21 protein-coding genes, 2 tRNA genes and 1 CRISPR repeat array are annotated in these 25792 nt (G+C 43.9%); of the genes, 7 read left to right on the top strand and 16 right to left on the bottom strand.

Annotated features, from left to right (window positions below; translation table 11 throughout):
- Positions 1 to 324 precede the first annotated feature (324 nt).
- Genes mfd through THEIN_RS04445 form a run of 5 tightly spaced genes read left to right on the top strand, consistent with a single transcriptional unit; the run spans position 325 to position 6729 of the window.
- Positions 325 to 3828, top strand: coding sequence for a transcription-repair coupling factor (gene mfd / locus THEIN_RS04465; RefSeq protein ID WP_013907502.1), 3504 nt, complete (start codon positions 325 to 327; stop codon positions 3826 to 3828).
- On the top strand, positions 3825 to 4742 hold the full coding sequence (locus THEIN_RS04460; RefSeq protein WP_013907501.1) for a SurA N-terminal domain-containing protein: 918 nt from the start codon (positions 3825 to 3827) through the stop codon (positions 4740 to 4742). Before mfd ends, THEIN_RS04460 begins: the two co-directional genes overlap by 4 nt.
- Entirely contained in the window at positions 4742 to 5257 is a 516-nt protein-coding gene (locus tag THEIN_RS04455) for a helix-turn-helix domain-containing protein (protein ID WP_013907500.1), read from the top strand. Before THEIN_RS04460 ends, THEIN_RS04455 begins: the two co-directional genes overlap by 1 nt.
- A 3-nt stretch (positions 5258 to 5260) precedes the next feature.
- Positions 5261 to 6040 (top strand): DNA repair protein RecO, encoded by a 780-nt coding sequence (recO, locus tag THEIN_RS04450; protein ID WP_013907499.1) that lies wholly within the window; start codon positions 5261 to 5263, stop codon positions 6038 to 6040.
- The gene (locus THEIN_RS04445; RefSeq protein ID WP_013907498.1) at positions 6037 to 6729 is read left to right on the top strand and encodes an LOG family protein; all 693 of its coding nucleotides are present in this window, start codon (positions 6037 to 6039) and stop codon (positions 6727 to 6729) included. The genes recO and THEIN_RS04445 overlap by 4 nt, the downstream gene beginning before the upstream one ends.
- Before the next feature lie 187 nt (positions 6730 to 6916).
- A CRISPR array of direct repeats spans positions 6917 to 8652; the repeat unit is 37 nt; unit sequence GTCGTAATGCCTTCTTAATCAGGCAAGGTTTTCTCAC.
- 629 nt (positions 8653 to 9281) lie between these two features.
- Here THEIN_RS04445 and THEIN_RS04440 read toward each other — a convergent pair.
- Positions 9282 to 10511: an MFS transporter gene (locus tag THEIN_RS04440; RefSeq protein ID WP_013907497.1), complete on the bottom strand. Its 1230-nt coding sequence runs from the start codon at positions 10509 to 10511 to the stop codon at positions 9282 to 9284.
- Between the two features lie 9 nt (positions 10512 to 10520).
- Positions 10521 to 11645: a cysteine desulfurase family protein gene (locus THEIN_RS04435; RefSeq protein WP_013907496.1), complete on the bottom strand. Its 1125-nt coding sequence runs from the start codon at positions 11643 to 11645 to the stop codon at positions 10521 to 10523.
- Positions 11646 to 12492: 847 nt separating this feature from the next.
- Here THEIN_RS04435 and THEIN_RS04430 point away from each other — a divergent pair.
- The gene (locus THEIN_RS04430; RefSeq protein WP_013907495.1) at positions 12493 to 12975 is read left to right on the top strand and encodes a permease; all 483 of its coding nucleotides are present in this window, start codon (positions 12493 to 12495) and stop codon (positions 12973 to 12975) included.
- Positions 12972 to 13508, top strand: coding sequence for a permease (locus THEIN_RS04425; RefSeq protein WP_013907494.1), 537 nt, complete (start codon positions 12972 to 12974; stop codon positions 13506 to 13508). The genes THEIN_RS04430 and THEIN_RS04425 overlap by 4 nt, the downstream gene beginning before the upstream one ends.
- A gap of 179 nt (positions 13509 to 13687) precedes the next feature.
- Here THEIN_RS04425 and cobA read toward each other — a convergent pair whose 3' ends face one another.
- From cobA to tig, 14 genes are all read right to left on the bottom strand, one after another.
- A complete protein-coding gene (gene cobA, locus THEIN_RS04420) occupies positions 13688 to 15196 on the bottom strand; it encodes a uroporphyrinogen-III C-methyltransferase (protein WP_013907493.1) in 1509 nt (502 codons plus the stop codon).
- Complete coding sequence (gene hemC / locus THEIN_RS04415) at positions 15196 to 16125, bottom strand: hydroxymethylbilane synthase (protein WP_013907492.1); 930 nt, start codon at positions 16123 to 16125, stop codon at positions 15196 to 15198. Before hemC ends, cobA begins: the two co-directional genes overlap by 1 nt.
- 53 nt (positions 16126 to 16178) lie before the next feature.
- Complete coding sequence (locus THEIN_RS04410; RefSeq protein WP_013907491.1) at positions 16179 to 17069, bottom strand: RpnC/YadD family protein; 891 nt, start codon at positions 17067 to 17069, stop codon at positions 16179 to 16181.
- Positions 17070 to 17072: 3 nt separating this feature from the next.
- Positions 17073 to 17300, bottom strand: a complete 228-nt coding sequence (locus THEIN_RS11955) for an FmdB family zinc ribbon protein (RefSeq protein WP_013907490.1) — start codon at positions 17298 to 17300, stop codon at positions 17073 to 17075.
- Positions 17301 to 17313: 13 nt separating this feature from the next.
- Positions 17314 to 17682 (bottom strand): cyclophilin-like fold protein, encoded by a 369-nt coding sequence (locus tag THEIN_RS04405; protein ID WP_013907489.1) that lies wholly within the window; start codon positions 17680 to 17682, stop codon positions 17314 to 17316.
- A complete protein-coding gene (locus tag THEIN_RS04400) occupies positions 17672 to 18616 on the bottom strand; it encodes a GSU2086 family protein (protein ID WP_013907488.1) in 945 nt (314 codons plus the stop codon). The genes THEIN_RS04405 and THEIN_RS04400 overlap by 11 nt, the downstream gene beginning before the upstream one ends.
- Positions 18606 to 19187, bottom strand: a complete 582-nt coding sequence (gene gmhA / locus THEIN_RS04395; protein ID WP_013907487.1) for a D-sedoheptulose 7-phosphate isomerase — start codon at positions 19185 to 19187, stop codon at positions 18606 to 18608. The genes THEIN_RS04400 and gmhA overlap by 11 nt, the downstream gene beginning before the upstream one ends.
- A 3-nt stretch (positions 19188 to 19190) precedes the next feature.
- On the bottom strand, positions 19191 to 19961 hold the full coding sequence (locus tag THEIN_RS04390; RefSeq protein ID WP_013907486.1) for a YdcF family protein: 771 nt from the start codon (positions 19959 to 19961) through the stop codon (positions 19191 to 19193).
- Positions 19962 to 19973: 12 nt separating this feature from the next.
- A tRNA-Asp gene (locus THEIN_RS04385) sits at positions 19974 to 20051 on the bottom strand.
- Between the two features lie 13 nt (positions 20052 to 20064).
- Positions 20065 to 20139 (bottom strand) — tRNA-Val (locus THEIN_RS04380).
- A gap of 43 nt (positions 20140 to 20182) precedes the next feature.
- On the bottom strand, positions 20183 to 22597 hold the full coding sequence (gene lon / locus THEIN_RS04375) for an endopeptidase La (protein ID WP_013907485.1): 2415 nt from the start codon (positions 22595 to 22597) through the stop codon (positions 20183 to 20185).
- 8 nt (positions 22598 to 22605) lie between these two features.
- On the bottom strand, positions 22606 to 23853 hold the full coding sequence (gene clpX, locus THEIN_RS04370; protein ID WP_013907484.1) for an ATP-dependent Clp protease ATP-binding subunit ClpX: 1248 nt from the start codon (positions 23851 to 23853) through the stop codon (positions 22606 to 22608).
- Positions 23846 to 24454 (bottom strand): ATP-dependent Clp endopeptidase proteolytic subunit ClpP, encoded by a 609-nt coding sequence (gene clpP, locus THEIN_RS04365; RefSeq protein WP_013907483.1) that lies wholly within the window; start codon positions 24452 to 24454, stop codon positions 23846 to 23848. Before clpP ends, clpX begins: the two co-directional genes overlap by 8 nt.
- Positions 24455 to 24456: 2 nt before the next feature.
- Complete coding sequence (gene tig / locus THEIN_RS04360; RefSeq protein ID WP_013907482.1) at positions 24457 to 25788, bottom strand: trigger factor; 1332 nt, start codon at positions 25786 to 25788, stop codon at positions 24457 to 24459.
- Positions 25789 to 25792 lie beyond the last annotated feature (4 nt).

Below are 25792 nucleotides of genomic sequence, written 5' to 3'. Positions count from 1 at the left end.
TTAAGCTTAAAGAGATTTTTTATGGCTCTTGTTTAATACTTTTCGGAGACTTTTAAAAAACTTTTAAATTTGAGACCTTTGCAAAATTCAAAAAAATATAGATTGATCGCCACGGCGACTATGTCGCCTCGCGATAGAAATTGCTTTGCCACTTCGTGGCTTGCAATGACGGGAAAGGAGCTGAGGGCTCGCAATGACACCACTGTCACGGCGAGTCCTTTCCAGCTTGTCAAGGCTAGCTTTTATCTACTTTGTCACTACGAGCCCGTATGGGCGAAGCAGTCTCTTAAATATGGCATTTTGCAAAGGCCTTTTTAAACTTAAATGACTTTAAAACTTTCGGAAAAGTTTGAAAATATAAAAGAGTTTTTAACTGGAGGAAAAGGCCGGCTAAAGGTCTCGGGCCTTACCGAAGAGGCACTGGCCTGTCTTTTGCGTCTTGCTGAAGCACAAAAAGGAATAATTCTTTTACCTGAAGAATCTCAATGCTTACGCGTAAAAGAAGCTCTTAACTTTTTCGGTTTTACCAACGTTTTCCACTATCCAGCTGAGGATGTCCTCCCATTTGGTGGCGTTTATCATTCTCCCGTTATCAGTGCCGCGAGGATAGCGGCCCTGTACCAATTTAGAACACGAAAAAAAGCCTTAATTATTCTTTCGGCCAAGGCCCTTTTGCGAAAAACTTTACCTCCCGGAGCCTTAAATAAATTTTACGAATATGTAGTGCTTGGTGAAGAGCTTCCTCGCGAAAAGTTTTTAGAAAACTTAATCAACTTGGGTTACGAAAAAACAGGCCTTGTCCAGCGGGTAGGAGAGTTCTCTATAAGAGGCGGAGTAATTGACATTTTCCCCGCTGGAGAGACCTTTCCCGTAAGGATTGATTTTTTTGGCGATGAAGTGGAAAGTGTAAAGCGCTTTGACCCTGAAACCCAACGCTCTTTTGAAGAAATCGAAGAGTTAGTCATTCTCCCGGCAAGAGAAATAATTTTATCCTTTGACCCTTCTGGCCTTGAAGAACGCCTATTCAAAAGGCTATCCGACTATGGCCTTCCTCCTGATAAAGAAAGCTCTTATCTCAGGACCCTTGAAACAGGCCTTGTTTTAGAACCTGAAGAATTCTGGCTGCCCCTTGTTTACGAAAAACCTGCCAGTTTTTTTGACTATCTTGAACCTAAAGATACCCTGATCATTTTTGAGCCCGAAAAAGTGATTGACGAGATAGCTCGTTTTGAAGAACGCCTCGTCCTTTCCTGGCGCAAGGCCAAGGAAGGTAAAAGGGTATTGGTAGAGCCACAAGAAAGCTTTCTTACTCAGAAAGAAGCTTTGAGCCTTTTAGATAACCATGCCAAAATTTTAGAGATTTCAAAACTACCTGTCTTAGAAGAAGGTTTGAGCTTTGAAATAAAAGACCATCAGGCCCATCTTGAGTCCATTAAGGCCTTTCCTAAAGAAGCCATAGAAAGAGGATTGAAATATCTGCAAGAAATTGCCAGTAAAGAACGAACGGTAATAACCTCGCCTCACGAAAAATCAGCGGAAAAGATAAAGTCCCTCGTAGAAAGAGAACTCGGCTTTATGGAAATCCCCCTCAAAAAAGAGGCCTTTAATGCATTTGCGGCCCCGTTTGAAATGGCCATATACGTAGGCACCATTTCGCGCGGGTTCATCTGGCCAGAACTTTCTTTAGCTATTATTCCCGAACATGAGCTTTTTGGAGTTCGTAAACCACTTACTACTCAAAAAGCCCGTTCATTAAAAGAAACTTTTTTACGTTTTGAAGACTTAAAGCCAGGAGATTTTGTTGTCCATCGTGAGCATGGTATTGGCCGCTATCACGGATTAGTGTCACTGGAGATAGGCGGTTTGCCTGGAGAGTTCCTTCTAATTGAATACAAAGACGGCGATAAACTCTATCTCCCAGTTGATAAGCTTAATCTCCTCCACAAATACGTTGGTCTCGAAGGAAAAGAACCTTCTCTTGATCGTCTGGGTGGTAAAAGCTTTGAGGCTAGGAAGAAAAAAGTCCAAAAGGCCATTGAAGAAGTGGCCCAGGAACTCCTTTCTCTTTACGCAGCTAGAAAAGTAGGCCAGGGCTTTTCTTTTGAGCCAGGGCCCCTTTTGCGTCAGGTAGAAGCTTCTTTCCCTTATGAAGAGACTCCTGAACAGGCTGTCGCCATTGAAGAAACTTTGAAAGATATGCAAAAGCCTACCCCTATGGACCGTCTCGTTTGTGGAGATGTGGGGTATGGCAAAACAGAGATAGCCATAAGAGCTGCGGCTCTGGCCGTAGAAAACAAAAAACAGGTGGCTATTTTGGTCCCTACCACGGTGCTTGCTGAACAACACTTTCGTACCTTTTATGAAAGACTTTCTCCTCTCGGTATTAAAGTAGCGGTTCTTTCCCGTTTTAAATCTCCAAAAGAACAAAAAGAAATCCTTAAAAAACTAGCTCAAGGCGAAATAGACATTGTAGTTGGCACTCATCGGCTACTTTCAAATGATGTTTCTTTTAAAGATCTCGGGTTACTTATTATCGACGAAGAACATCGCTTTGGAGTAAAACACAAAGAAAAAATTAAACAATTACGAAAAAATGTAGATGTTCTTGCCCTTTCTGCTACTCCTATTCCCAGGACGCTACAGTTATCACTTTTAGGAATAAGAGATTTATCCGTTATAACCACACCACCAGAAAAACGGCTACCTATAAAGACCTATCTGGCCCGTTTTGATGAACAGGTGATAAAAGAAGCTATTGAAAGAGAACTTAACCGTAAAGGCCAGGTCTTTTTTGTCCACAATCGTATAAAAGGCATATACGCCCTGGCAGACTGGCTGCGGCGCTTGGTGCCTCAAGCGCGTATAGAAGTGGCTCATGGCCAGATGCCATCGCAAAAACTTGAAGAAATCATGGTGCGTTTTGTACGCAGGGAAATAGACGTCCTGGTTTGTACTACCATAATTGAATCGGGCATAGACATTCCTTCAGCCAATACAATCATTATTAACCGGGCTGACCGTATGGGCCTGGCTGAGATCTATCAGTTAAGGGGACGAGTCGGGCGAAGTAACGTTCAGGCCTATGCTTATCTACTGGTGCCTTCTCTTTCAGGGCTTTCAGAAGATGCTGAGCGTAGGCTAAAGGCCCTTATGCAATTTACGGAGCTTGGGGCAGGTTTTAAGCTGGCTATGAGTGATCTGCAAATTAGAGGGGCCGGAAATCTATTGGGAACGTTTCAATCAGGGCATGTGGCCGCAGTAGGTTATGACCTTTACCTGGAAATACTTAAGCATACTATAGACGAAATGCGCGGGAAGCCTTTGGAAGAAGAGGTAGAATCCGATGTCAACCTCAAGGTGCCTGCTTATTTTCCAGCCTCTTATATTCCTGACGTAGAACAACGTCTGCATCTTTATCGGCGTCTGGCCTTGGCTAGAACTAGAGAAGCCATAGAAGAACTAGCCCTTGAAATAGAGGACCGTTTCGGTATCCTGCCCAAAGAAGTGGAAAACCTGATAAAACTTTCTCTGCTCAAGGCCATTTTAAGGTCTTTTAAAGTACGTAAGCTTGACCGTCGTGGCAAAGAGGTAATCTTTTACTTTGACCCTTCAGCCCAGATAGACGAAAAGTTGTGGCGTAAGCTCGCTCGAAAAAGAGGTCTTGGGCTACGCATCACTAAAGATAACAAACTTATTTTGAGTCTAGCTACATCGGAAGTGCTCGAAGAATTGCTTTCTTTTCTCGAGGAGGTAAAAAAGGCCCTCGCCAAGTTGCCAGAAAAGATTTACTTTCTCTCAGAGCAGAAAAATTTAGCGGAGGCTAGATGAAAAAGGCTATTTTGTTTATATGGGTTATTTTTTGGGCGGTAAATGTTCAGGCCCAGATAGTAGACCGCATTGTAGCCGTGGTAAACGATGAGGTTATAACCCTTTCAGAGCTTGATGAAGCAGCAGCTCCGTTATATCAGGAATACTTAAAAGGCGTACAAGACCCTGCTGAAAGAGAGCGTATTAAAAAAGAAATTCGCCAAAGAGTCCTTCAAGAATTAATCGACGAAAAACTAATAAATCAGGAGATTGAGCGTCAAGGAATTACCGTTTCTCCAGAAGAAATAGACAAGTTTATTGAGCATTTTAAGCGCCAAAATGGTTTTGATGACAAAGCCTTTCAAAGATTCTTGACCGAGCAGGGGTTAACTCTTGCAAAATACAGAGAGAAAGTAGCACAACAGATAAAACGAATAAAGCTGGTCCAGAGCCGAGTAAGCCAGATAGTTGTCACTCCAGAGGAAATAGAAAGGGCGTATCAAAAAAAATATGGAAAACTAATAACCAAATACGAAATAGCTGCTATAGTCATTAGTGGTCCACAGGCAGAAATCAAGATTAAAAAGGCTTATCAAGAACTAAAAAAGGGGAAAGACTTTGCGGAAGTGGCCGCCGAATATTCTCAAATTCCAGATAGCGGTCACAGCCTTGGGACGTTCAGTCCAGAAGAGTTAGCTCCAGAAGTAAGGAATATTTTGGCCAAGCTTCACCCAGGTGAAATTAGCCCACCTGTAAAAGTTGGCCATACCTGGCAGATTTTTAAACTCTTGCAAGTTAAAAAAGAAAAGGCTAAACCTTTAAGCGAAGTCAAACAAAAGATAGAAGAAAAAATTCGCCAGAAAAAAATTGACCAACTGCTCAAAAATTGGCAAAAAGAACTTAGAGAACAAGCTTACATAAGGATATTGCTTTAATGTCTGAAGGACAAAATAAAAACGGCTTTGGGGAATACCTTAGACACCAGAGGGAAATAAGAGGCTTTAGTCTGGAAGAAATTTCTTCACAAACAAGGATTGGTTTGCGAGCCCTAAAAGCTCTTGAGGCTGAAGACTGGGAAATTCTTCCTGCAGAAATATACATAAGGGGTTTTATAAGAAGCTACTGTGAAACCATCGGGCTTGACCCAAACGAAGCCTTAATCCGCTTTGAAGAGGCTTATGCCCCGTTTCGTCGGCATAAGACTGAAAAAATTCAAGAAATGTCCTATGAAAAAGAATCCCAAAAAGAAATACCGTGGCGTCTTATAGCCATTCTGATACTGGTAATTTTACTTATAACTGGAGGCTATTTCCTCTTTTTTAAAGAAGAAAAGAAATCTGCTTCTCAGCTTGCACCTCTTATAGAAGAAATTCCTCTAAAAAAAGACGAAGCAAATACTCCTAAAAATCCATCACCAACTTTACCTAAGCTTCCAGGGTCAGCTGAATAAGCGTTGAATGTCGTTGTTCAGGCCATCATTTTAAGTTCTCAAACGCTAGGAGAGAAAGATGTCCGGCTGGAGTTACTTTCAGCAGAACGCGGGCGTTTGGCCGCTGTAGCTAAAGGAGGGCGTAAAAGTCTCAAACGTTTTGTTAACACCCTTGAGCCCTTTTCTCTTATTCAGGCCCATTTGCGCGGTGGCAAGGTAAATTTGCCACCATTTCTAGATCAGGCCGATTTGCTAAATCCCTTTGAAAACTTGCGTTTTGAACCTCTGACCTTTGCCAAAGCTGCTTATTTGAGTGAATTGGTAGAATGCTTTTTCAAAGTCGGAACTGGCCAAGCTTTTTTTTCTTTTTTTGAGGAAAGTCTTTACGTGCTAAACAAGGGCCTTGATTTTTGGCCTCTTTTAAAGATTAGCTTTGAGCTTTCTCTTTTAAAAGCTAGCGGTTTTTTCCCTTATCTTGGAGAAAGCTGCCTGCGCTGTGAAAAGCCTTTGAAGAGAGATGTCTTTTTTTCTTTTACAGAGGGCGGGGTGGTCTGTGAAAATTGTGCATTTGAAGAGGATTTTGCCCTCGATTTGAAATTGCTGGCTTTTTTGAATCATATTGCCCATGTAAGCCCCATGCGTTTAAGGATAATCAAACCAGGTGCCGAAAACCTTAAAAGGGCGGAAAGGTTAATAGAAAATTTTGTATTGCGGGTTTTAAATCAGGAAATTAATTCTTTACGAGTCTTAAAAGAAATGTTTAACAATAAAAGTTTAGCTAACAGTCATGGAGGTCGGCCTTGAGAGAATTAGATGACAAACAATACGTGTTAAATGGTTTAGCTGCTAAAGAATCCTGGCGGCTTTTTAAGATAATGGCTGAGTTTGTAGAAGGTTTTGAAGAATTACCTAAGGTTTATCCTGCTATTACGGTCTTTGGTTCAAACAGGGTAAAACCAGGCCATCCTTATTATCAGAAGGCCGAAGAAATTGCTCGTTTGCTGGCTAAAGAGGGCTTTTCCATAATTACTGGGGGTGGCCCCGGGATAATGGAAGCGGCTAATAAGGGAGCAGCAGAGGCTGGTGCTTATTCGGTAGGCCTCAATATAAGGCTTCCTCGAGAACAAGAAGCCAATCCTTACGCCAATATAAAAATTGAATTTCGCTACTTTTTTGTGCGCAAAGTAATGATGGCTAAATATGCTGTAGGCCTTTTATGTATGCCGGGGGGTTATGGAACCCTCGATGAATTTTTTGAAATTATTACTTTAGTGCAAACACATAAAATAAGGCCAGTGCCCATTGTACTGGTAGAAAGCAAGTACTGGCACGGATTAGTTACCTGGATAAAAGAACGACTTCTACACGAGGGAATGATTTCCAGAGAAGATCTTGATCTTTTCACGGTGCTCGATGACCCTCGCGAAATAGCGGCCTATTTCAAGAAGACCGCTCGAGCTTATAAACTACTTTCACATCTGGAAACAACTTAACGTTAGGGGATATTGAATTGTAAGATCCAGTCACTGCGAGCATAGCGAAGTAATCTCTCGCCATTGGCCATCAGGCATCAACCATTCTGTCACTGCGAGCGAAGCGAAGCAGTCTCTCTCCATTAGCCATCAGCCATCTACCATATTACCGGGCCCGTCAATTTGTAAGGGACAGGCCAGGGGGCCTGTCCCTTTGCCTTCTTAATCAGGCAAGGTTTTCTCACCCGGTATTTAAAGTATTTTAAACGACAACAACTCCCCAACGTCGTAATGCCTTCTTAATCAGGCAAGGTTTTCTCACAAACTAACTCTTGTGGATCATGATATCGTAGAGGAACATGTCGTAATGCCTTCTTAATCAGGCAAGGTTTTCTCACGTTAAAAAATAACGATACTGAATTTTTATGGGAAATAAACCAAGGTCGTAATGCCTTCTTAATCAGGCAAGGTTTTCTCACTTTATTCATAAATAAACAATATGATATCTTAAAGCAATGTCGTAATGCCTTCTTAATCAGGCAAGGTTTTCTCACAAACTAACTCTTGTGGATCATGATATCGTAGAGGAACATGTCGTAATGCCTTCTTAATCAGGCAAGGTTTTCTCACTTGTTGTCTTCAGCAGCACCGAAAACATGATAGACAAGGCGTCGTAATGCCTTCTTAATCAGGCAAGGTTTTCTCACGGTTCGCTAGTACGGATGAGCTTGATGAGGAAGAGGTGCTGGGTCGTAATGCCTTCTTAATCAGGCAAGGTTTTCTCACTGGTCTTCAGGGAAAATCACAACGGGGCCGAGGATTTTCAAAGGTCGTAATGCCTTCTTAATCAGGCAAGGTTTTCTCACAAATTACGGGATGCAATTGGATTGCCCTCAATACCCAGGGTCGTAATGCCTTCTTAATCAGGCAAGGTTTTCTCACAGGAAAGGTGGCTTGACAATTCGAAAATAAACAGCCTCGAGTCGTAATGCCTTCTTAATCAGGCAAGGTTTTCTCACAGGACTACTTAGAACGAAAGGTTGACCACGAGCTCTATTACCTGTCGTAATGCCTTCTTAATCAGGCAAGGTTTTCTCACAAATTACGGGATGCAATTGGATTGCCCTCAATACCCAGGGTCGTAATGCCTTCTTAATCAGGCAAGGTTTTCTCACAGGAAAGGTGGCTTGACAATTCGAAAATAAACAGCCTCGAGTCGTAATGCCTTCTTAATCAGGCAAGGTTTTCTCACAGGACTACTTAGAACGAAAGGTTGACCACGAGCTCTATTACCTGTCGTAATGCCTTCTTAATCAGGCAAGGTTTTCTCACGTGAAGAGGTTGTTGTCAGATGTTTCTTAGCTGATGTTGAGTCGTAATGCCTTCTTAATCAGGCAAGGTTTTCTCACTAGTTGATTTTTCAGATGTAATTGATAAAAAATTCATGTCGTAATGCCTTCTTAATCAGGCAAGGTTTTCTCACTGGTTACCAATAAATAAAAATGAAAAAGTAACAATAAAGTCGTAATGCCTTCTTAATCAGGCAAGGTTTTCTCACTGTTGAAGGTTTTGGTGTAGTTTGTGAAGAGTGTGTTAATGTCGTAATGCCTTCTTAATCAGGCAAGGTTTTCTCACATAAATGTATATTATATTGTCGAGCCAGTTGGCTTCAGAGTCGTAATGCCTTCTTAATCAGGCAAGGTTTTCTCACATTTAGATGCTAAAGCCGTTTTGTGGGCCAAAAAACACAGTCGTAATGCCTTCTTAATCAGGCAAGGTTTTCTCACATGAACCATGTTGTGAATCTTGTTTTTATGAACATTATTTGTCGTAATGCCTTCTTAATCAGGCAAGGTTTTCTCACCCTAACTACCGGGTAGTCGTGTATGAACACGACTACCTAACCAGTCGTAATGCCTTCTTAATCAGGCAAGGTTTTCTCACTGCAGGCCTTAAAAATGGCGTTATCTGCTAGAGTTAGATGACGGCTCAGGTCAAGGTTCAGCGAAAATTTGCCAAAAACCACTTTTTAAACTTTACTATTTAACTCAAGAACCACCCGAAACACTTGAATACCAACGGATTCCAGAACCGGTCAGGGTTCAAAATAGCCTTTTCCAAAAATAACGATAAATAGCAAACTTATAAATTTGCGTGAAAATAGGGTACCCCTGACCGGAAAGGCCAGGGGTTGCTTTTGCCGATATTACTTTGCGGTCTGGCAAGACCTTTACTAGCACGTGGGATGGAGATTGCTTCGCTTCGCTCGCAATGACCAGAAAAATGCTTGCAATGACCAGAAAAATGCTCGCAATGACCAGAAAAATGCTCGCAATAACCGGGTATTTTGTCGCCTATTTAATGACTCATTAATAAAAGGACCACAGAGACCAAAAAGAACAAAACCGCAACGGCCGAAAAGCAACGTAGAAAACAGGAGCTACGACAACAGGAATATTTTAAAGTAAGCTAATGCCAGCCCCTATTACCTTATTCAATTTTCAAAGAGCTATTTTAGTTTCTCGTAAAATTGATTTTTTATCAAGAAATTTTTGAGGTATGGCCAGGATATTTTATCTGTTTTCCGCTTTTTTAAGACTTGGAATAAGTCCTTGCCAGATGGATAAAACCAGGGCTATGGTTAGCCCTGCCAGTAAAGTCCATTTAGGCCCAAAATATTGAGCAGTAGTACCAGCCCAAAAGCTTCCTAAAGGGAAAAGCCCTAAAAAACTCAAGCTAAAAAGACTTAAAATGCGGCCGCGCAGGTCATCCGGGCTATTCAGCTGAAGAAAGGCGTTAGCAGAGGTAAACATGCAAACCATATGAAAGCCAGACATTATCAACAAAACACAAGCCAGATAAAACTTCTTTGAAAGAATCATCCCGCCCAGATAAATGCATAAAAGAGCCATGTTGGCGGGTATAAATCTATCTTTAGGAATATTTCTACCAAAAGCGGCCATGAATATGGCTCCCGTAAGTGTGCCCAGGCCGTTGGCGGCCATGAGAAAACTGAATTCCTTTCCTCCTCCACCGAAATTTTCACGCACCACCGCTGGAAGAAGCACCGCATAAGGTAAGACAAAGATGCTGGTGGTAGCTATGAGAAGTAAGATGCGTCTGATTTGGCGACTGTTTAATACAAAAATAAAACCGTCTTTTAATCCCTCCCAGGGTTTTTTGGAAACACCTTTATGATTTTCAGATAAAGGGATAATAGCCAAGGCAAAAATTATCGGCAGGTAAGATAGCGTGTTAGCCAAAAAACAGGTCCACAGGCCAAAATGAGCCATTAAAAACCCTGCTATAGCTGGCCCCAGGAATCTTGCCAAGTTAAAAGCCGTGGAGTGTAACGAAATAGCTGTTACCAATGAATCTTCACCCACCAGGTCAAAGATAAAAGAATGCCTTACCGGGAATTCAAGGGCAACAGTGCATCCGAGCAAAAAGGCTAGACTTAAAATGTGCCAAACTTCGACCCGTCCGCTAACAACTAAGAAAGTAAGAATACCTGCCTGCAAAGCAGCTACACTTTGAGAAAGCAAAAGAAGATTTCTTTTAGGTAAATGATCAGCTAAGTATCCTGCTGGTATCGAGAATAGAAGGATTGGTAAACTCCCTATAGCTCCCAATATGCCAAGAAAAAAGGCTGAATTAGTTAGATCATATAAAAGCCAGCGCTGAGCAGTCACAAAAATCCAGGTACCTAAAAGAGAAAAACTTTGGCCTATGAAAAAGACTCTAAAATTTCGTAAGCGCAGGGGCAAAATCAGATTATTGGCTATTTCTCCTAAAATGGGCATGGAGAACTATTAACTCACTAATACGCGCTTAAAAAGGGAAATAGCCCTACTTATGTCTTGATCTGATGTGCCGCGGCCAAGGCTTAAACGCATGGTCCCCAAGGCTACCTCTTTTGAGACTCCCATAGCGCTTAATACGTGAGAAATGGCCTGGGCTTTGTTATGGCAGGCTGCTCCAGTAGAAGCACAAATTTCCGGTAAATTGGCAAGAATTTGAGAAGCGCTAAGCCCAGGAAAGGATATACTCAAGGTGTTAGAAATGGTTCTTTCAGGGTCTCCATGGAGAACTAGACGGGGATAAATGTCTTTCAAACCTTGATATAGCTTTTCTCTTAATATTTTTTCTCTGGCCCCTTCGGCGATTAAATCCTTTTTAGCTATAGATGCTGCTTTACCCAAACCACAGGCGAGAGCTACTGGCTCTGTGCCTGGCCTCAATCCCTTTTCCTGAGAAGCCCCGTGCATGAGAGGCCTCAAAGAAATGCCTTCTCGTATAAATAAAGCTCCAATTCCCTTGGGAGCATACATCTTGTGGCCGGCTATAGTCATTAAGTCACAATTTATTTCTTTTACGGAAACAGGAAGTTTCCCTACAGCCTGGGCCGCATCAGTGTGAAAAACTATATCTCTTTCACGGCATATATGTCCAATTTCAGCTACAGGCTGGATAGTACCTACTTCATTATTAACAAGCATAATTGACACGAGAAACGTATCCGGCCGAAGGGCTTTTTTAAGCTCGTCTGGGTCAACATAGCCCTGACTATCTACCGGGAGGAAACTTACATCGAAACCCATTTCTAAAAGCTTTATCATGGGGTTTAGCACCGAGGGATGTTCAATCTGAGAGGTAATTACGTGTTTCTTTTTTTCTTGAGCCAGGGTCATTCCCAAAATGGCGAGATTATTAGCTTCTGTGCCCCCTGATAAAAAAATTATTTCTTGTGGGTTAGCTTCAATTAAAGATGCAACGTTTTTTCGCGCTTCTTCGAGGCCTTTCTTGGCTACCTGCCCGACTTTATGGCTGCAAGATGGGTTACCGAAGGCCTCGACTAAATAAAAATCGACAACTTCTCTTACTTCAGGAAGAACCGGTGCGGTAGCGTTGTAATCGAGATAAATAATCTGTTTCATTGTTATTCCCCACTTAGACATTTTGGGTAGGCCCTGGGGACATATCCCAAACCCCCCATTTTTTAATAGATTTTTCCTCTAAAACTCTCCTCTCCCAGAGGGAGAAGGGTTGGGGCTATCCCTCTATTACCAGTATGTTTAGATTGTTTTGTGTCTTCGCCCGTCTCACCCATTAGGTGAAAAAGATGGTAGCCATTTTAAGCCAAGCTTAATTCTGGCTTAAGCGGAAATCAAGGTTTATCCAGAGAGCTATTAATCCGAGTGTTTTTTACACGACAAAGTATCGCTGCTGACATAATCGCTAAAGCAAAGTAAGCTTCGCTGTCACTGCGAGGCCTCGTTAGAGGTCGAAGCAGTCTCAGGGATTGCTTCGCTTCGCTCGCAATAACTCAATTGTCGCAGTAGTTGTAAATTTTTATAGCCTATTCAGCCTGGGCCACTTGCCAGAGTTCATAAGAGTTTCAAGAAATTTTATAAAGCGCTTTTTGTTGTCTTCTGAGATATAAGCCACTTTCCGGGTATTCTTATTTCAGGCAAGGGTTCTTTTTACCCAGGAGATGTAAAAGGGCTTTAGTTGAAAAAGTTCAGGAATAGGAAATTCGTTTAAAATAGTCAGTAAAGTTTTGCCAGGAGTTATTTATAGTAATGCTAAATCTTCTAGTGTTATTATGTCAAATTTATTTACTTTATACGGCTAATTTTGAGTAATTCATTGACAGGTAATAGATGATATGGTAACGCACCTCCTAATTTGGAGGTGGGGAATAAGAAATTTTTCAAATCCATAGCCGCAGGTCAAAAAGGAATGTTGGGCGGGTTAATCTAAAATGCTGTGAGATGCTAACTAATGAATAAAACAGCCTTTTTGATAAATATATTCGCTTTTGCTTGTTTATTTGTTTCTTTAATAAGGAATAAGGAAAAAACGAAGCAATCACTGATAGTAGCGGTAAAATCTTTCTTCCGCATTCTTCCAATGGTTTTTATTATCATCATCGTCATAGGTCTGCTTTTAGGCTTTGTGCCCCCGGCCAAGATTTCTGACGTTATCGGCGAGCAAGCTGGTTTTGGCGGATTAATTTTCAGTGCCTTTTTAGGGACGATCCTGTATATTCCAGCACTTATCTCCTTTCCTTTGGCAGCGTCACTTCTGAAGGGTGGGGCATCAGTTACTGCCGTTGCCGCTTTCATAACAACGTTGACAATGGTTGGAATAGTTACTCTGCCTCTGGAGATAAAAGAACTGGGAAAGAAAATTGCCCTGCTGAGAAATGGCATAAGTTTCATCTTCGCAATTATTATTGCTCTTATAATAGGGGCACTATTATGAAAAAAGATAAGGCGCTAAAAGGAGCGATCCGAGATGTGATTCTTCTAGGTATCACTTTGAGTATCGCGATAATCTTGCTATCAATTTTCCCTGATAGACGAGATATGGTTTTTACAACATCATGGGAATTCTTTGTTGAAATGATTTGGATATTACCTGCCGTGATGATATTAATGGGTCTTTTTACGCTGTGGGTGTCAAAAGACATGGTTGTAAAATATTTGGGAAGAACTTCGGGAATAAAAGGTTTTTTTCTGGCCTTGCTCTTTGGCGCTCTGCCGACAGGCCCTCTTTATGTGGCTTTCCCAATGGCTGCGGCTTTAATTAAAAAAGGCGCACGCATTTCTAACGTCATTATTTTTCTTAACGCATGGGCGTGTATAAAGCTTCCTCAAGAAATAGTAGAACTCCAATTTTTAGGACCTAAATTTACGGCATTGAGACTGATTTTAACTATTATATTTACCGTAATCATGGCAACGTCAATCGAGCGGTTGATTGAATGGAGCAACAATAGAAACGGCGTGTCATAAGAGATAAAAAATGGTGCAAGTATTTGATGTTTAAAACTATGACGTCCTATCCGTATAAAAACATATCCATATTTCATTTGTGACCTTTCCTCTCAAAAATGTTCAAGTGGCAATTTGATGATTACCATCGGATCAAGGCGGTTAACAAAATAGATGCTATAAAAGGGAGAAGAAATAAATCAGGCTCTGAAATATTCTAGAATTGCCTTAACCAGTCCGGGAATAGTGTATTCTTTGGCCTCCACCTGGGGAGTAAAACCGGCCTTCTTTAGGGTTTCGGTGGTAATAGGCCCGATTGAGGCTAGCACTACCTCTGAAAGCAAACTTCTGGCTTCGTCTCCCAGCATTTTTAGCAAGTTTTTAGCCGTGGAAGAACTGGTAAAAGTTATAACATCCACCCCCTGCTCAAGCTCTTTCTTCAATCGGGTGGCTTCTTCTTCAGGAAGAATCGTCTGATAAGCAGGGACTACTTCAACCTCAGCGCCTGCCTCGCGTAATTTTTCAGGTAGTATCTCTCTTGCCTCAAGGGCCCTTGGGATCAAGACTTTTTTCCCGGCAAGCTCTTCTTTTAAGAGGGCCTCTAAAAGCCCTTCAGCCCGAAATTCTTGGGGCAGGAGATCCACCAGCAGGCCGTATTTTTTGATAAGCTCGGCTGTAGCCACGCCAATAGCCGCCACTTTGGTGTTGGCTAGGGCACGGGCGTCTTTCCCTCTGGCAAAGAGCCTTTCAAAAAAGACCTGCACGCCGTTAACAGAAGTAAAAATCAACCAGTCGTAAGTTTCTATTTGTTCAATAGCCTGCTCAAGCGGTTCAAAAGAGTCTGGCGGGACAATTTTTATAGTAGGAATTTCTAGACACTCGGCCCCGCATTCTTCAAGGCTCTCCACGAGCTGGCTGGCCTGGGCCCTTGTGCGGGTAACCACTATGCGCTTGCCAAAAAGGGGCTTAGTTTCAAACCAGTTAAGTTTTTCGCGAAGCTTTACCACTTCGCCTACCAGGATTATGGACGGTGGGCCAAGCTTTGCCTCCTCCACTTTAGCCACAATGTTTCCGAGGTTTCCAACAACCACCTTTTGCCGTGGGGTAGTACCCCAGCGCACCACCGCCACCGGCGTGTCTTCGGGTTTGCCGTGGCGAAGCAAGTTTTCACAAATACGAGGCAGGTTTTTCATGCCCATAAGAAAGGCTATAGTGCCAATGCGGGCCAGGGCCTCCCAGTCAATAGCTGAGTCTTCTTTAGTTGGGTCTTCGTGGCCGGTGACCATGGTAAAAGTAGAAGTATGCTCCCGGTGAGTTACCGGGATACCGGCGTAAGCCGGAGCGGCAATGGCGGAAGTAACCCCTGGCACTATTTCAAAGGGGATGCCGTGTTCCACCAAAACTTCAGCTTCTTCGCCACCACGGCCAAAGAGAAAAGGGTCTCCCCCTTTAAGGCGAGCTACGGTCTTCCCTTCTTTGGCCTTTTCTACTAGCAACTGGTTTATACCTTCTTGCGAAAGGGTATGATCACCGCCTTTTTTACCAACGTAGATTTTTTCGGCGTCCTCTCTGGTTAGAGCCAAAAACCTGGGATTAGCTAGGTAGTCGTAAACAATGACATCAGCCTTGGCGATGACCCGCCTTCCTTTCTCTGTAATAAGCCCTGGGTCTCCTGGACCTGCACCTATGAGATAAACCTTCCCTGGCATTATGCTCTCCCGTAAACTTCGTCAAGAATTTTTCGGCCGCCTCGGCCAAGAAGAATTTCCGCAAGCTTTCGCCCAAGTGCCTGGGCTTCTTCTTTGGGGCCTTTAAGTTCCTCTTTGAGAATAGTTTCGCCAGAAGGATCAGCTATTAAACCTTCAACGGTTAAGTTATCTCCTGAAAGCCTGGCAAAGGCCGCCAGCGGCACCTGACAACCTCCTTCAAGGGTGGCCAAAAAGGCCCGCTCTGCTGCTACACAAATAGCCGTTTCTTCGTGATGCAAAAAGGAAAGACCTTCTTTCAGGTCATGGTCAGATTCACGAACTTCAATAGCGAGAGCCCCCTGGCCAATGGCAGGAAGCATTATTTCAGGCGAAATGGGTTTGGCTCTTTCTTCTTTTAGGCCAAGCCTTATGAGACCGGCCTGGGCTACAATAATGGCGTGGTAAAGACCTTCGTTTAGCTTGCGCAAGCGGGTATCAAGGTTTCCCCGTAAATTTTCAATCTTTAAGTCAGGCCGGTAAGCCTTAAGCTGGGCACTCCGGCGCAAACTACTGGTGCCAACCGTGGCGCCACTAGGCAAGTCATCAATGGATTCCCCACCCTGTGAAATTACGACATCATACGGGCTTTCGCGCTCAGGGATTATAGCGATTTCAAGGCCTTCTGGCAGCTCGGTAGGAACATCTTTCATACTGTGGACCGCAAGGTCTATCTCTTCTCGCAAAAGGGCGTCTTCTATTTCTTTGACAAAAAGCCCTTTGCCGCCAACTTTGGCCAGGGGAACATCTAAAATCTTATCGCCTTTGGTTTTGATGATGACGGTTTCTACCTGAATCTCGGGGTAGCGTTCTTTTATCTGGCCGATGACCCAATTTGTTTGGGCCAGGGCAAGCTTTGAACCTCTAGTGCCTACCTTAATGTGCTTTCTCAAAGAACTACTCCTTTTAAATCGTGACTTAACTTTCTGACGACTAAAAACTAAATTTACTCGTTTACGCGTTTTAATAAGTCTTTAAATTCTTCCAGGCTTTTTGCTCTAACAGCCGCTCGGCTAAGGCTTTTTAATAATTCTGCACTGGATATAGCGTTAATTTGAGAGATAACAGACACGGGTAAAATTCCGAACCTTTCTTCAAGCACATCTAGAAGAACTTCTTTTAATCCTTGCTGAATACCTTGCTGAATACCTTGCTGAATACCCTGTTGGAGACCTTCTTTTAATCCCTCTTCAAAACCTTCTTTTTTAATTATTTCGTAAGCAGCACTTTCTATCATTAGATCACGCCTCCTCTGGACCAATTTTAACGGAATTTCAGGAGAAATTAAGCCTCCTAAAATGGCCATTCCCGTTAAAAGGTCCGCCCTAGTTTCCCTGGAAGTTTCTGACTGGTAAATTTTCTTTTCAGCTTCATCAATAAATTTTTCCCCGTTTTTTAAAATAGGCACAAAGGCTAATAAACATTCTGGGCCCTTTTCTACCACCATTTCTGCGTCTATTTCGTAAAGTTTAATTAGATTGAACTGGTAATTGACTTCTTCATCTCTATAGTAATTTTTGGCACCAGCTGAAGGAGTAAACAAAAAACAAAAAGTTTTAACGGGGATATTTTCTTCAAGAAGATGACGGCAACGGCACTCAAGAGTACGCAAAGGATACCAGGCCTTCCAAGAAGAAAAAAATTCCACTAACACTAAAAGTTCTTCATTATCTTCTAGAACTGTTTTTAAAACAAAGTCAGCCCGCCTTAAAGAGGTAGTCTCTTGTGGGCGTTCTTCAATTAAAAAAGCTTTTTTTACTGGTAAACCGCAGAAAAAAGAAAGAAAAGGCTCTTTGCAGCGAGAAAGAATAACCTTAGAGGCAATATCGTAGTGCATAAATTATTTCCCGCTGCAACTGCTACAGCTGGTGGCCGTACAACTACTGCAAGCACTGCTCCCTGAAGCACTTACAAAGTTAGCTCCACACTTAAAGGCACAGGCAGACATTATTTTTTCTACTTTTTCGCTGCCGCACTTAGGGCACTTGATCCCATCGTAACTTCCACCAAGGACTAGTTCTTCAAAGGTCTCTCCACACTCAGAGCAAGTAAATTCGTATATGGGCATGGGCCTACACCTCCTAAGCTTTTTCTACTTTAACTTCTAATCCTTCAGGCACGCGTTTCAAGTCCTCAAGAGGGCTTAAGATTTTCCCCACAATATTTACGGCACTGGCAGGCCTAATTTCCGAAGGCGTACTTATAGGCGTTTTCCCGAAAAATAGGCAAAGGGCCTTGCCATCTGGCCAGTAGCCAACATCACCAAGCTCCACCACCTCTTTGGCCGTTTCGTCAAGGCCAAAGGCCACCGGTGTAGCAAAATAAATTTCCTCGCCCCAGAGATTAACTCGGGAGGTAAAAGGAGCCGCTTCAAAAATGGCTTTGGCACACGGCGTATCGGCAAGTTCAATTTCGGCTACGATTTCGTCAAAAATAAGTTTAAGCTTCATGGCTTAACTCCTCAAGCAAAGCTCCCGCAAGAAGCGGAATTAAGATTTCATGGTGCCCCGTTATATGATAGCCCTTCCCACCGGTCATGGTAGGTCGGTTAACCACATTGGTAAGGGGGCGATAATGTCTTATAAAATCAAAATTCACCGTGGTGAATTTTTCTACTTTGTAGCCAAGGTTTCTCACCACAGTTAAAGCCTTTAAAAAGACCTCTGGCAATAATACCGCCGAACCGGCCAGAAAAAACACGCCGCCTTCAAGGTCCGCCACCAGGCGGCAAAAGACTTTAAAGTCATAAAAAGAGGCTTCACCAATAGCGGCGCCGTCTGCCGTGGGATGCATGTGCACGATGTCCGTGCCTATGGCCACGTGTACGGTTACCGGCACTCCGAGTTTATAGGCCGAAGCAAAAAGGCTTAGGTCTTTATAAGGATAATCGCCCTCAGCCAAAAGTTTGCCCAGAGCCAGACCCAGGCCCTGCTTACACCCTTCTTTGGCCGCTCGGTTTACCAGCTCACCGGTTTCTTTAGCAGCCCCAAAACTTCCGTCTTTTAAGGCCTGGGCTACGTCTTCAGAAGTGATGCCAGCCATGGCCAGTTCTGAGTCATGGACCATGCAGGCTCCGTTTACCATGACCGCGGAGATAAACCCCCGCCGCATAAGGTCAATAATAATGGGCGTGAGGCCAACTTTGATGACATGGGCCCCAAAACCCCAGATAACCGGCCGCTTGTTTTTAATGGCGTGAGCCATGGCACGAGCTACCGCCAGCAAGTCCTTTGCGGCTAGTTCTTTGGGCAGGCAGGCGAGAAACTCTTTAAAACTTAAGCCCGGCGAAAGAGGCCTTGCCAGGTCTTCCACGGAAACCTTGCTTGGCCGTTCAAAAAGGCTGTAAGTTTTAAGACCTGAAAAATCAAGGGGCTTAACTGGCAAAGATGGCCTCCTCTACCAGTTCGCAAACAAGATGGATGTAAAAAATATGGGCTTCTTGAATACGAGGGGTCTCTCTGGACGGCACTACCACTAAAATATCAGCAAAACTGGCCATATTACCACCCGTCCCGCCAGTTAGCCCAATGGTTAAAAGCCCTTGTTCTCTGGCGGCCTTAAGGCCCCGCAATACATTTTTTGAATTTCCGCTGGTGCTAATGCCAAGAGCTACATCTCCAGGTTGCCCTAGGGCCTTGATCTGCTTTTCAAATACGTCGGAAAAATCGTAATCATTAGCCACCGCCGTAAGAATAGAAGTATCGGTGGTGAGGGCAATGGCCGGAAGAGGTTCTCTTTCAAGTCTGAAGCGGTTGATAAACTCAGCGGCCATGTGTTGGGCGTCGGCCGCGCTGCCGCCGTTTCCAAAAATAAGGAGTTTTCCTCCGTTTTTTAAGGAATTTAAAATGGCTTCAGCGGATTTTAAAATGTTCTCCCGCTGTTTATCCCAGAATAGCCTTTTGACTGATAAAGAATCCTCTAAAATTTTTTGCGCCCGACCAGTCCAGTTATTCATAGTTTAAGGAATGTGCTCTAAAAGTTTATAAAATGCAAGCCCCAGGTATTCGTGGACGGCAAGGTCACTGTAAAAAAGATTTATAGGCCTGGGCCAGAAATCAGTAATACCAAAAGACCTTTCCTCTCTGGAGATTGAATAAGCCGGATACGGAATGGGCTTAAGCCCTTCTCTTTCAAAAAGATAAACTGACCTAGGCATGTGGTAAGCAGCGGTTACTAAAATGAATTTCTGGCCGCTAAGGCGTTCTTTTAGCACCCGAGCGCTTGAGGCCGTATCATTGGCCTTATCGTAAACTTCTACATTTTTGACTCCCAAGCCCCCGGCAATTTCTGCCAGGTAACTGGCTCCCTTGCCCATATCCAGGCCCTGACTCCCAGCCCCCACGATAATAAGTGGTTTTTCCGGATATTTTTTGGCCAACAATACTGCCGCTAAAAGTCTTTTGGCCGTTTCTCCCCCAATGCGGTCTAGTAGAGCTAAATTCGGACGGTCAGATACGTAAGAAGGAAGCAAAACAATGGCTTGAGCTTCCTTTAAAACGGCTTCTTTGGGCTTGGCATAACGAGATTCAAGAGGATGCAATAAAAAATAAGGCAAAACTGTAGAAGACAAGTAGAGAATAATAAAACCCAAGGCAAGAAAAATTTTCACCTGGCTTTTACGGTAACGGGAAAAAGCAGCTAAAAAAGCCAATAATAAAAAGACAAAAGAAAGCCCTGAGGGCAGCAAAAGATTACCGATTATTTTTTTGAGGATAAATGGTAGGTCCATAAGATGATAAGCTGGCGGGGCTGACGGGACTTGAACCCGCGACCTCCGGCGTGACAGGCCGGCGTTCTAACCGTACTGAACTACAGCCCCGCAATTCTCATTATGGTGGGCGGAACAGGATTTGAACCTGTGACCCCCGGCTTGTAAGGCCGATGCTCTCCCGCTGAGCTATCCGCCCCAACCAGGGGTAAAATTAACAAGCCCACTCCTACCTGTCAAGGCTAATGCGTTCTTATCTCGCTGCCTTCTTTGGTATCGCCAAACAAAGTATAAGGTGGTACGTCTCTAAATAATTTGTCAGGTTCTTTAAGGTCAAGGGCTATCTTTAAGACATCGTCCATGTGTTCTACCAGCACGATGTCTAAATCCTTTCGCACCTTGGCCGGAATTTCTTTTAAGTCTTTTTCATTTTCTTGCGGGATAATCACTGTTTCAATATGCCCGCGGCGGGCCGCCAAAAGTTTTTCTTTAAGGCCACCTATGGGTAAAACCCTTCCTCTTAAAGTGATTTCACCGGTCATAGCCACTGTTCTCTTAACCGGTATCTTTAAAAGGGCCGAGACAATGGCCGTGGCAATGGTTATGCCAGCACTTGGCCCATCTTTAGGGATGGCTCCTTCGGGCACGTGCACGTGAATATCAATTCGCTGATAAAAATCCGGCGGAAGCCCAAGTTGATGCGCCCTTGAACGCACGTAGCTCATAGCCGCCTGGACAGACTCCTGCATCACGTCACCAAGCTTTCCGGTAATGAGAAGTTTACCCTTACCAGGCATAATCACCGCTTCTATCTGGAGAAGGGCGCCGCCAGTCTCTGTCCAGGCAAGGCCAGTGGCCATACCCACTTCGTTTTTCTCTTCGGCCATGCCGTAGCGATAACGAGGAACACCAAGATACTTGTGAACTTTGCTAACTAAGACTTTGGTAGGTTTAAAGGCCTTGGGGTCTTTGGCTACTTCTTTGGCAATCTTACGACAGATAGCCGCTATCTCGCGTTCAAGATTTCTAACCCCGGCTTCTTTGGTGTAACGCCTGATTATTTCTAAAATGGCCCGATCAGAAAAAGTGACCATTTCAGGTGACAGTCCGTGGGCTTCAAGCTGCCTGGGAATTAAATAGCCTTTGGCAATTTCTAGCTTTTCCTCTTCGGTGTAGCCTGGGATTTCAATTATTTCCATACGGTCAAGAAGAGGCGTAGGAATAGTATGAAGGGCATTGGCTGTGGTAATAAAAAGCACGTTTGAAAGGTCGTAGCCCACTTCTAAGTAGTGATCTTGAAAGGCAAAATTCTGCTCTGGGTCAAGCACCTCTAAGAGGGCCGCGGCTGGGTCACCACGAAAGTCAGTGCCGATCTTGTCAACCTCGTCAAGGCAAAATACAGGATTTACTGTGCCGGCCTTTTTCATGCCCTGGATTATTTTGCCAGGAAGAGCTCCGATATAAGTGCGACGGTGCCCGCGGATCTCAGCCTCGTCGCGCACGCCACCAAGCGATATGCGCACAAAGTTGCGCCCCATGGCCCGCGCTACCGACTTGGCCAGTGAAGTTTTTCCCACCCCTGGCGGGCCCACCAGGCAAAGAATCGGCCCTTTAATTTTTTTAACCAGCTTTTGCACGGCTAAGTGTTCCAGAATGCGCTGTTTGGGTTTCTCAAGGCCGTAGTGGTCAGCGTCAAGGATTTTTTCGGCTTCTTCTATGTCTATTTTGTCTTTAGTGCGCTCATACCACGGAAGGCTAATCAGCCAGTCAATATAGTTGCGCACTACAGTGGCTTCCGCTGACATAGGCGACATCATCTGGAGCTTCTTGAACTCCTGGCGCACTTTAGCCGCCACTTCTTTAGGCAAGCGCTTCCGTTTAATGCGCTTTTCAAGCTCAGCCAGGTCTCCACGGCCGTCTTCTCGCTCGCCCATTTCTTTTTGGATAGCGCGCATCTGTTCGTTCAGATAGTAATCGCGCTGGGTCTTCTCCATCTGTTTCTTGACGCGCTCTTTGATGCGCTGCTCAAGGCGAATAACTTCCATCTCCCCCCGGAGATAACCGAGCACCATTTCCAGCCGTTTTTTAACGTTAGTTATTTCAAGAAGCCTCTGCTTCTGGGCTAGCTTAAGGTTTAAAACCGCGGCGATATGGTCTGCTAACCTTGAAGGATCTTTGAGCCCCAAAATTGACGAAACAACTTCTGGAGGAATCTTCTTATTCACTTTGGTGTATTCTTCAAAGGCCTCGTGGCAAAGCCTTATCAAGGCTTCAACTTCTGGGCCAGCTTCAATAACCTCGCTTTTCGGCTCCACTTCCACCATGAAAAAGGAATGCCCTGGCAAAAAGCGGTTGATCTTAGCCCGCTGTTTACCCTCAATAAGGGCCTTTACCGTGCCGTCTGGCAAACGGAGAATCTGAATTATCGTGCCGATGGTACCTACTCGATAAATGTCTTTTTCTTCAGGTTCGTCAAGCTGGGCGTCTTTCTGGGCGGAAAGGAAAATTTCCTTGGTGCCGGCCATGGCGTGCTCAATGGCCATGATGCTCTTTTCCCGCCCTATAAACAAAGGCACCAAACGTCCAGGGTAAAGAACGATGTCTCTTAAAGGTAGTAACGGCAGGGTTATTGCTTGTTGTTCTTGTTTCGTATCCATAACACCTCTTAGGCCTGCTGGGCCTGTGATTCGTAAATTATTATTGGTTTGTCTTTTCTGGTGATAACTTCTTCTGTTACCACTACTTCTTTAACGCCTTCCATAGAAGGCAACTCATACATTATTTCAAACATAGCTTCTTCCATAATGGCTCTTAAGCCTCGGGCGCCACATTTGCGCCTTATGGCCTCCTTGGCAATGGCCCTAAGAGCCCCTTCTGTAAATCTAAGGCTTACGCCGTCCATTTCAAATAGTTTTTGATATTGTTTGGTAAGAGCGTTCTTGGGCTCGGTAAGAATCTTAATAAGTTCTTTTTCGGTAAGTTCATCAAGTGTGGCTACAATGGGTACACGACCAACGAACTCAGGAATCATACCAAATTTGATGAGATCTTCAGGTTCCACGTGCGCAAGAATCTCCCCAATACTCATATCTTTAGCACTCTTTATATCAGCCCCGAATCCAATGGAACGTTGGCCAAGACGCTCTTTAATAATTCTCTCAAGCCCCACAAAAGCACCACCACAAATGAACAGGATATTAGTTGTATCAACCTTGATAAATTCCTGTTGTGGGTGTTTGCGGCCGCCTTTTGGAGGCACATTGGCCACAGTGCCTTCAAGTATCTTTAAAAGGGCTTGCTGAACTCCCTCTCCCGAAACGTCACGGGTAATAGACGGGCTATCAGTCTTTTTGGCAATTTTGTCTATCTCGTCAATATAAACAATGCCCCGCTGGGCAAGTTCTACGTCATAATCAGCGGCTTGAAGCAGATTAAGGATAATGTTTTCTACGTCTTCACCTACATAGCCGGCTTCGGTAAGGGTGGTGGCGTCAGCAATGGTAAAAGGCACGTTTAAAAACTTGGCCAGCGTTTGAGCGAGAAGAGTTTTTCCGCTACCCGTTGGCCCTATCAACATGATATTGCTTTTCTGAAGTTCTACGCCGTTTAAGCTCACTCGACTTTCTATACGCTTGTAGTGGTTATGAACCGCCACCGAAAGAATCTTTTTGGCCTTTTCCTGACCGACTACGTACTGGTCAAGAAAAGCCTTAATCTCTGAAGGCTTAGGGATAGACGGCGACTCTTTTTCAAACTCTTCGCCGTCAGAATCTTCGGCGATTATGTCATTGCAAAGCTCAATGCATTCATCACAGATATAAACAGCCGGGCCAGCAATCAGTTTGCGGACTTCATGCTGGCTTTTTCCGCAAAAGGAGCAATGTAAATCGCCTTTGTTTTTCTTCTTAGGCATTGTCCTTTTCCTCCTTCATTGAAGGGCGCTTGGTTAATATTTTATCAATAACTCCATATTTTTGCGCCTCTTCACTAGACATATAAAAATCGCGTTCGGTATCTTTTTGGATTTGTTCTATAGGCTGGCCAGTGTGGTTAGCCAGTATTTCGTTTAACATGGCTCGCAAACGAAGAATTTCTCGCGCCTGAATGTCAACATCGGTAGCCTGGCCCTGAAAGCTTCCTATGGGTTGATGTAGCATGATACGCGAGTGCGGAAGGGCATAGCGTTTACCTTTAGTGCCACCAGCTAGAAGTACAGCAGCCATGCTAGCCGCTTGCCCTAAGCAAAGGGTGCAGATATCAGGCTTTATATATTGCATAGTGTCGTAAATAGCTAGGCCAGAGGTCACTATGCCACCAGGCGAGTTTATATATAAAGTGATGTCTCTATCGGGATCTTCAGCTTCCAGAAAAAGGAGCTGAGCAATCACCAGGTTGGCCAAGTGATCATCAATGGGAGCTCCGATAAAGACAATTCTTTCCCGCAGGAGGCGCGAGTAAATATCATAAGCTCGTTCGCCACGAGCAGTCTGTTCAATAACTATAGGTACGTACATGGTTAACCCTCTCTTTCCTCGGCGTCCTTTGGTTCTTCGGAAGCAGAATTTGATTGATTTTCTTTAATTTTAGCCTGAGACACCAAAAATTGCAAAGTCTTGTCAGCTATGATGCGTGGCACCATAGAAGTAGCCAGAATAGCTCTTGCTTCTTCAAGGCTGGCCTTAGTGGCTTCAGCAAGCATTTTGGCTTTTTCCTCAAGTTCTTCACCGCTTACACTTATATTTTCGATCTCTGCAATTTTTTCTAAAATGAGATCTTCACGGGCCTGCTGCTCAGCCATGGGGCGCAACCGTTCCTTGAGTTTGGGCACAGAAATACCTGCGGACTCAAAAGTGTGGCCTTTTTCTTCAAGGTTTTGCTGCATTTGTTCAATCAGGCGAGCAAGTTTGTATTCTACGTAACGTTCAGGTACTTCAAACTGAATCTTTTCCCGCAGCTTTTGAAGCACCTGTTCTCTTAAAAATTCTTCGGCCTTTTTCTTTTTTTCTTCTTCGAGGCGAGCCTTGATTCTTTCGCGTAGTTGCTCAACAGATTCAAAGCCCAGATTCATTTTCTGGATAAACTCGTCGTCCAGGGGCTTTAAATCTCTCACATAAACTTCTCGTATCTGGACTTTATAATGGACAGTCTGCCCTGCTAGCTGGGCGTTTAAAGCGTCTTCAGGGTATGTTACATCTATTTCTACTGTATCTCCGGCCTTTTTGCCAATGAGGGCCTGTTCTATAGTCTCGTTAAATTCTCCAGTACCAACGTCAACATAAAGGGCTTCGGCTTCATGCCCTGGCACCGGTTCGCCGTTGATGTAGGCTTTGAAAGAGAGAATGGCTATATCGTTTAATTGTATCTCGTGGCCTTCTTCAGCTGGTTTTAGGTCAGCAAAAGTCATCTGAATGGCTTTCAGGTGATTTTCAAGCTCTTCTTCAGTTACTTCGGTAGGAAGTGCTTCTATCTCTAATCCTTTATAATCTTCAGGTTTTATATCGATCTCAGGCCTTATATCTACTACGGCGGTGTAAGAAAAACCGGTTTTTTCGTCTAACTGGTCATAAGATTCAATTAAAGGCCTTACAATGGGGGCTAGCTTTGATTCTTCAATGGCCTTGGGAAGGCTTTCCTGGATTAGATTTTCTACCACGCGCTCTTCAATGTGTTCTTTAAAAAGGCGTTTCACTACGGCCTTGGGAACCTTCCCTTTACGAAAACCCTTTACCGAAACCTCTTTACTGAGCTTCCGGCAGGCTCGGTCAATCTCTTTGGCCACTACCTCTGGCGGCAATTCCACTTTGAGTTTTTTCTGCACTGAAGTGATGTCTTCCACGTTTACCTTCATAAAA

This window comes from Thermodesulfatator indicus DSM 15286, from assembly GCF_000217795.1.
GTDB lineage: Bacteria > Desulfobacterota > Thermodesulfobacteria > Thermodesulfobacteriales > Thermodesulfatatoraceae > Thermodesulfatator > Thermodesulfatator indicus.
The sequence above is the reverse complement of the archived record's forward strand: the minus strand, read 5'-3'. Positions and strand labels throughout refer to the sequence as shown.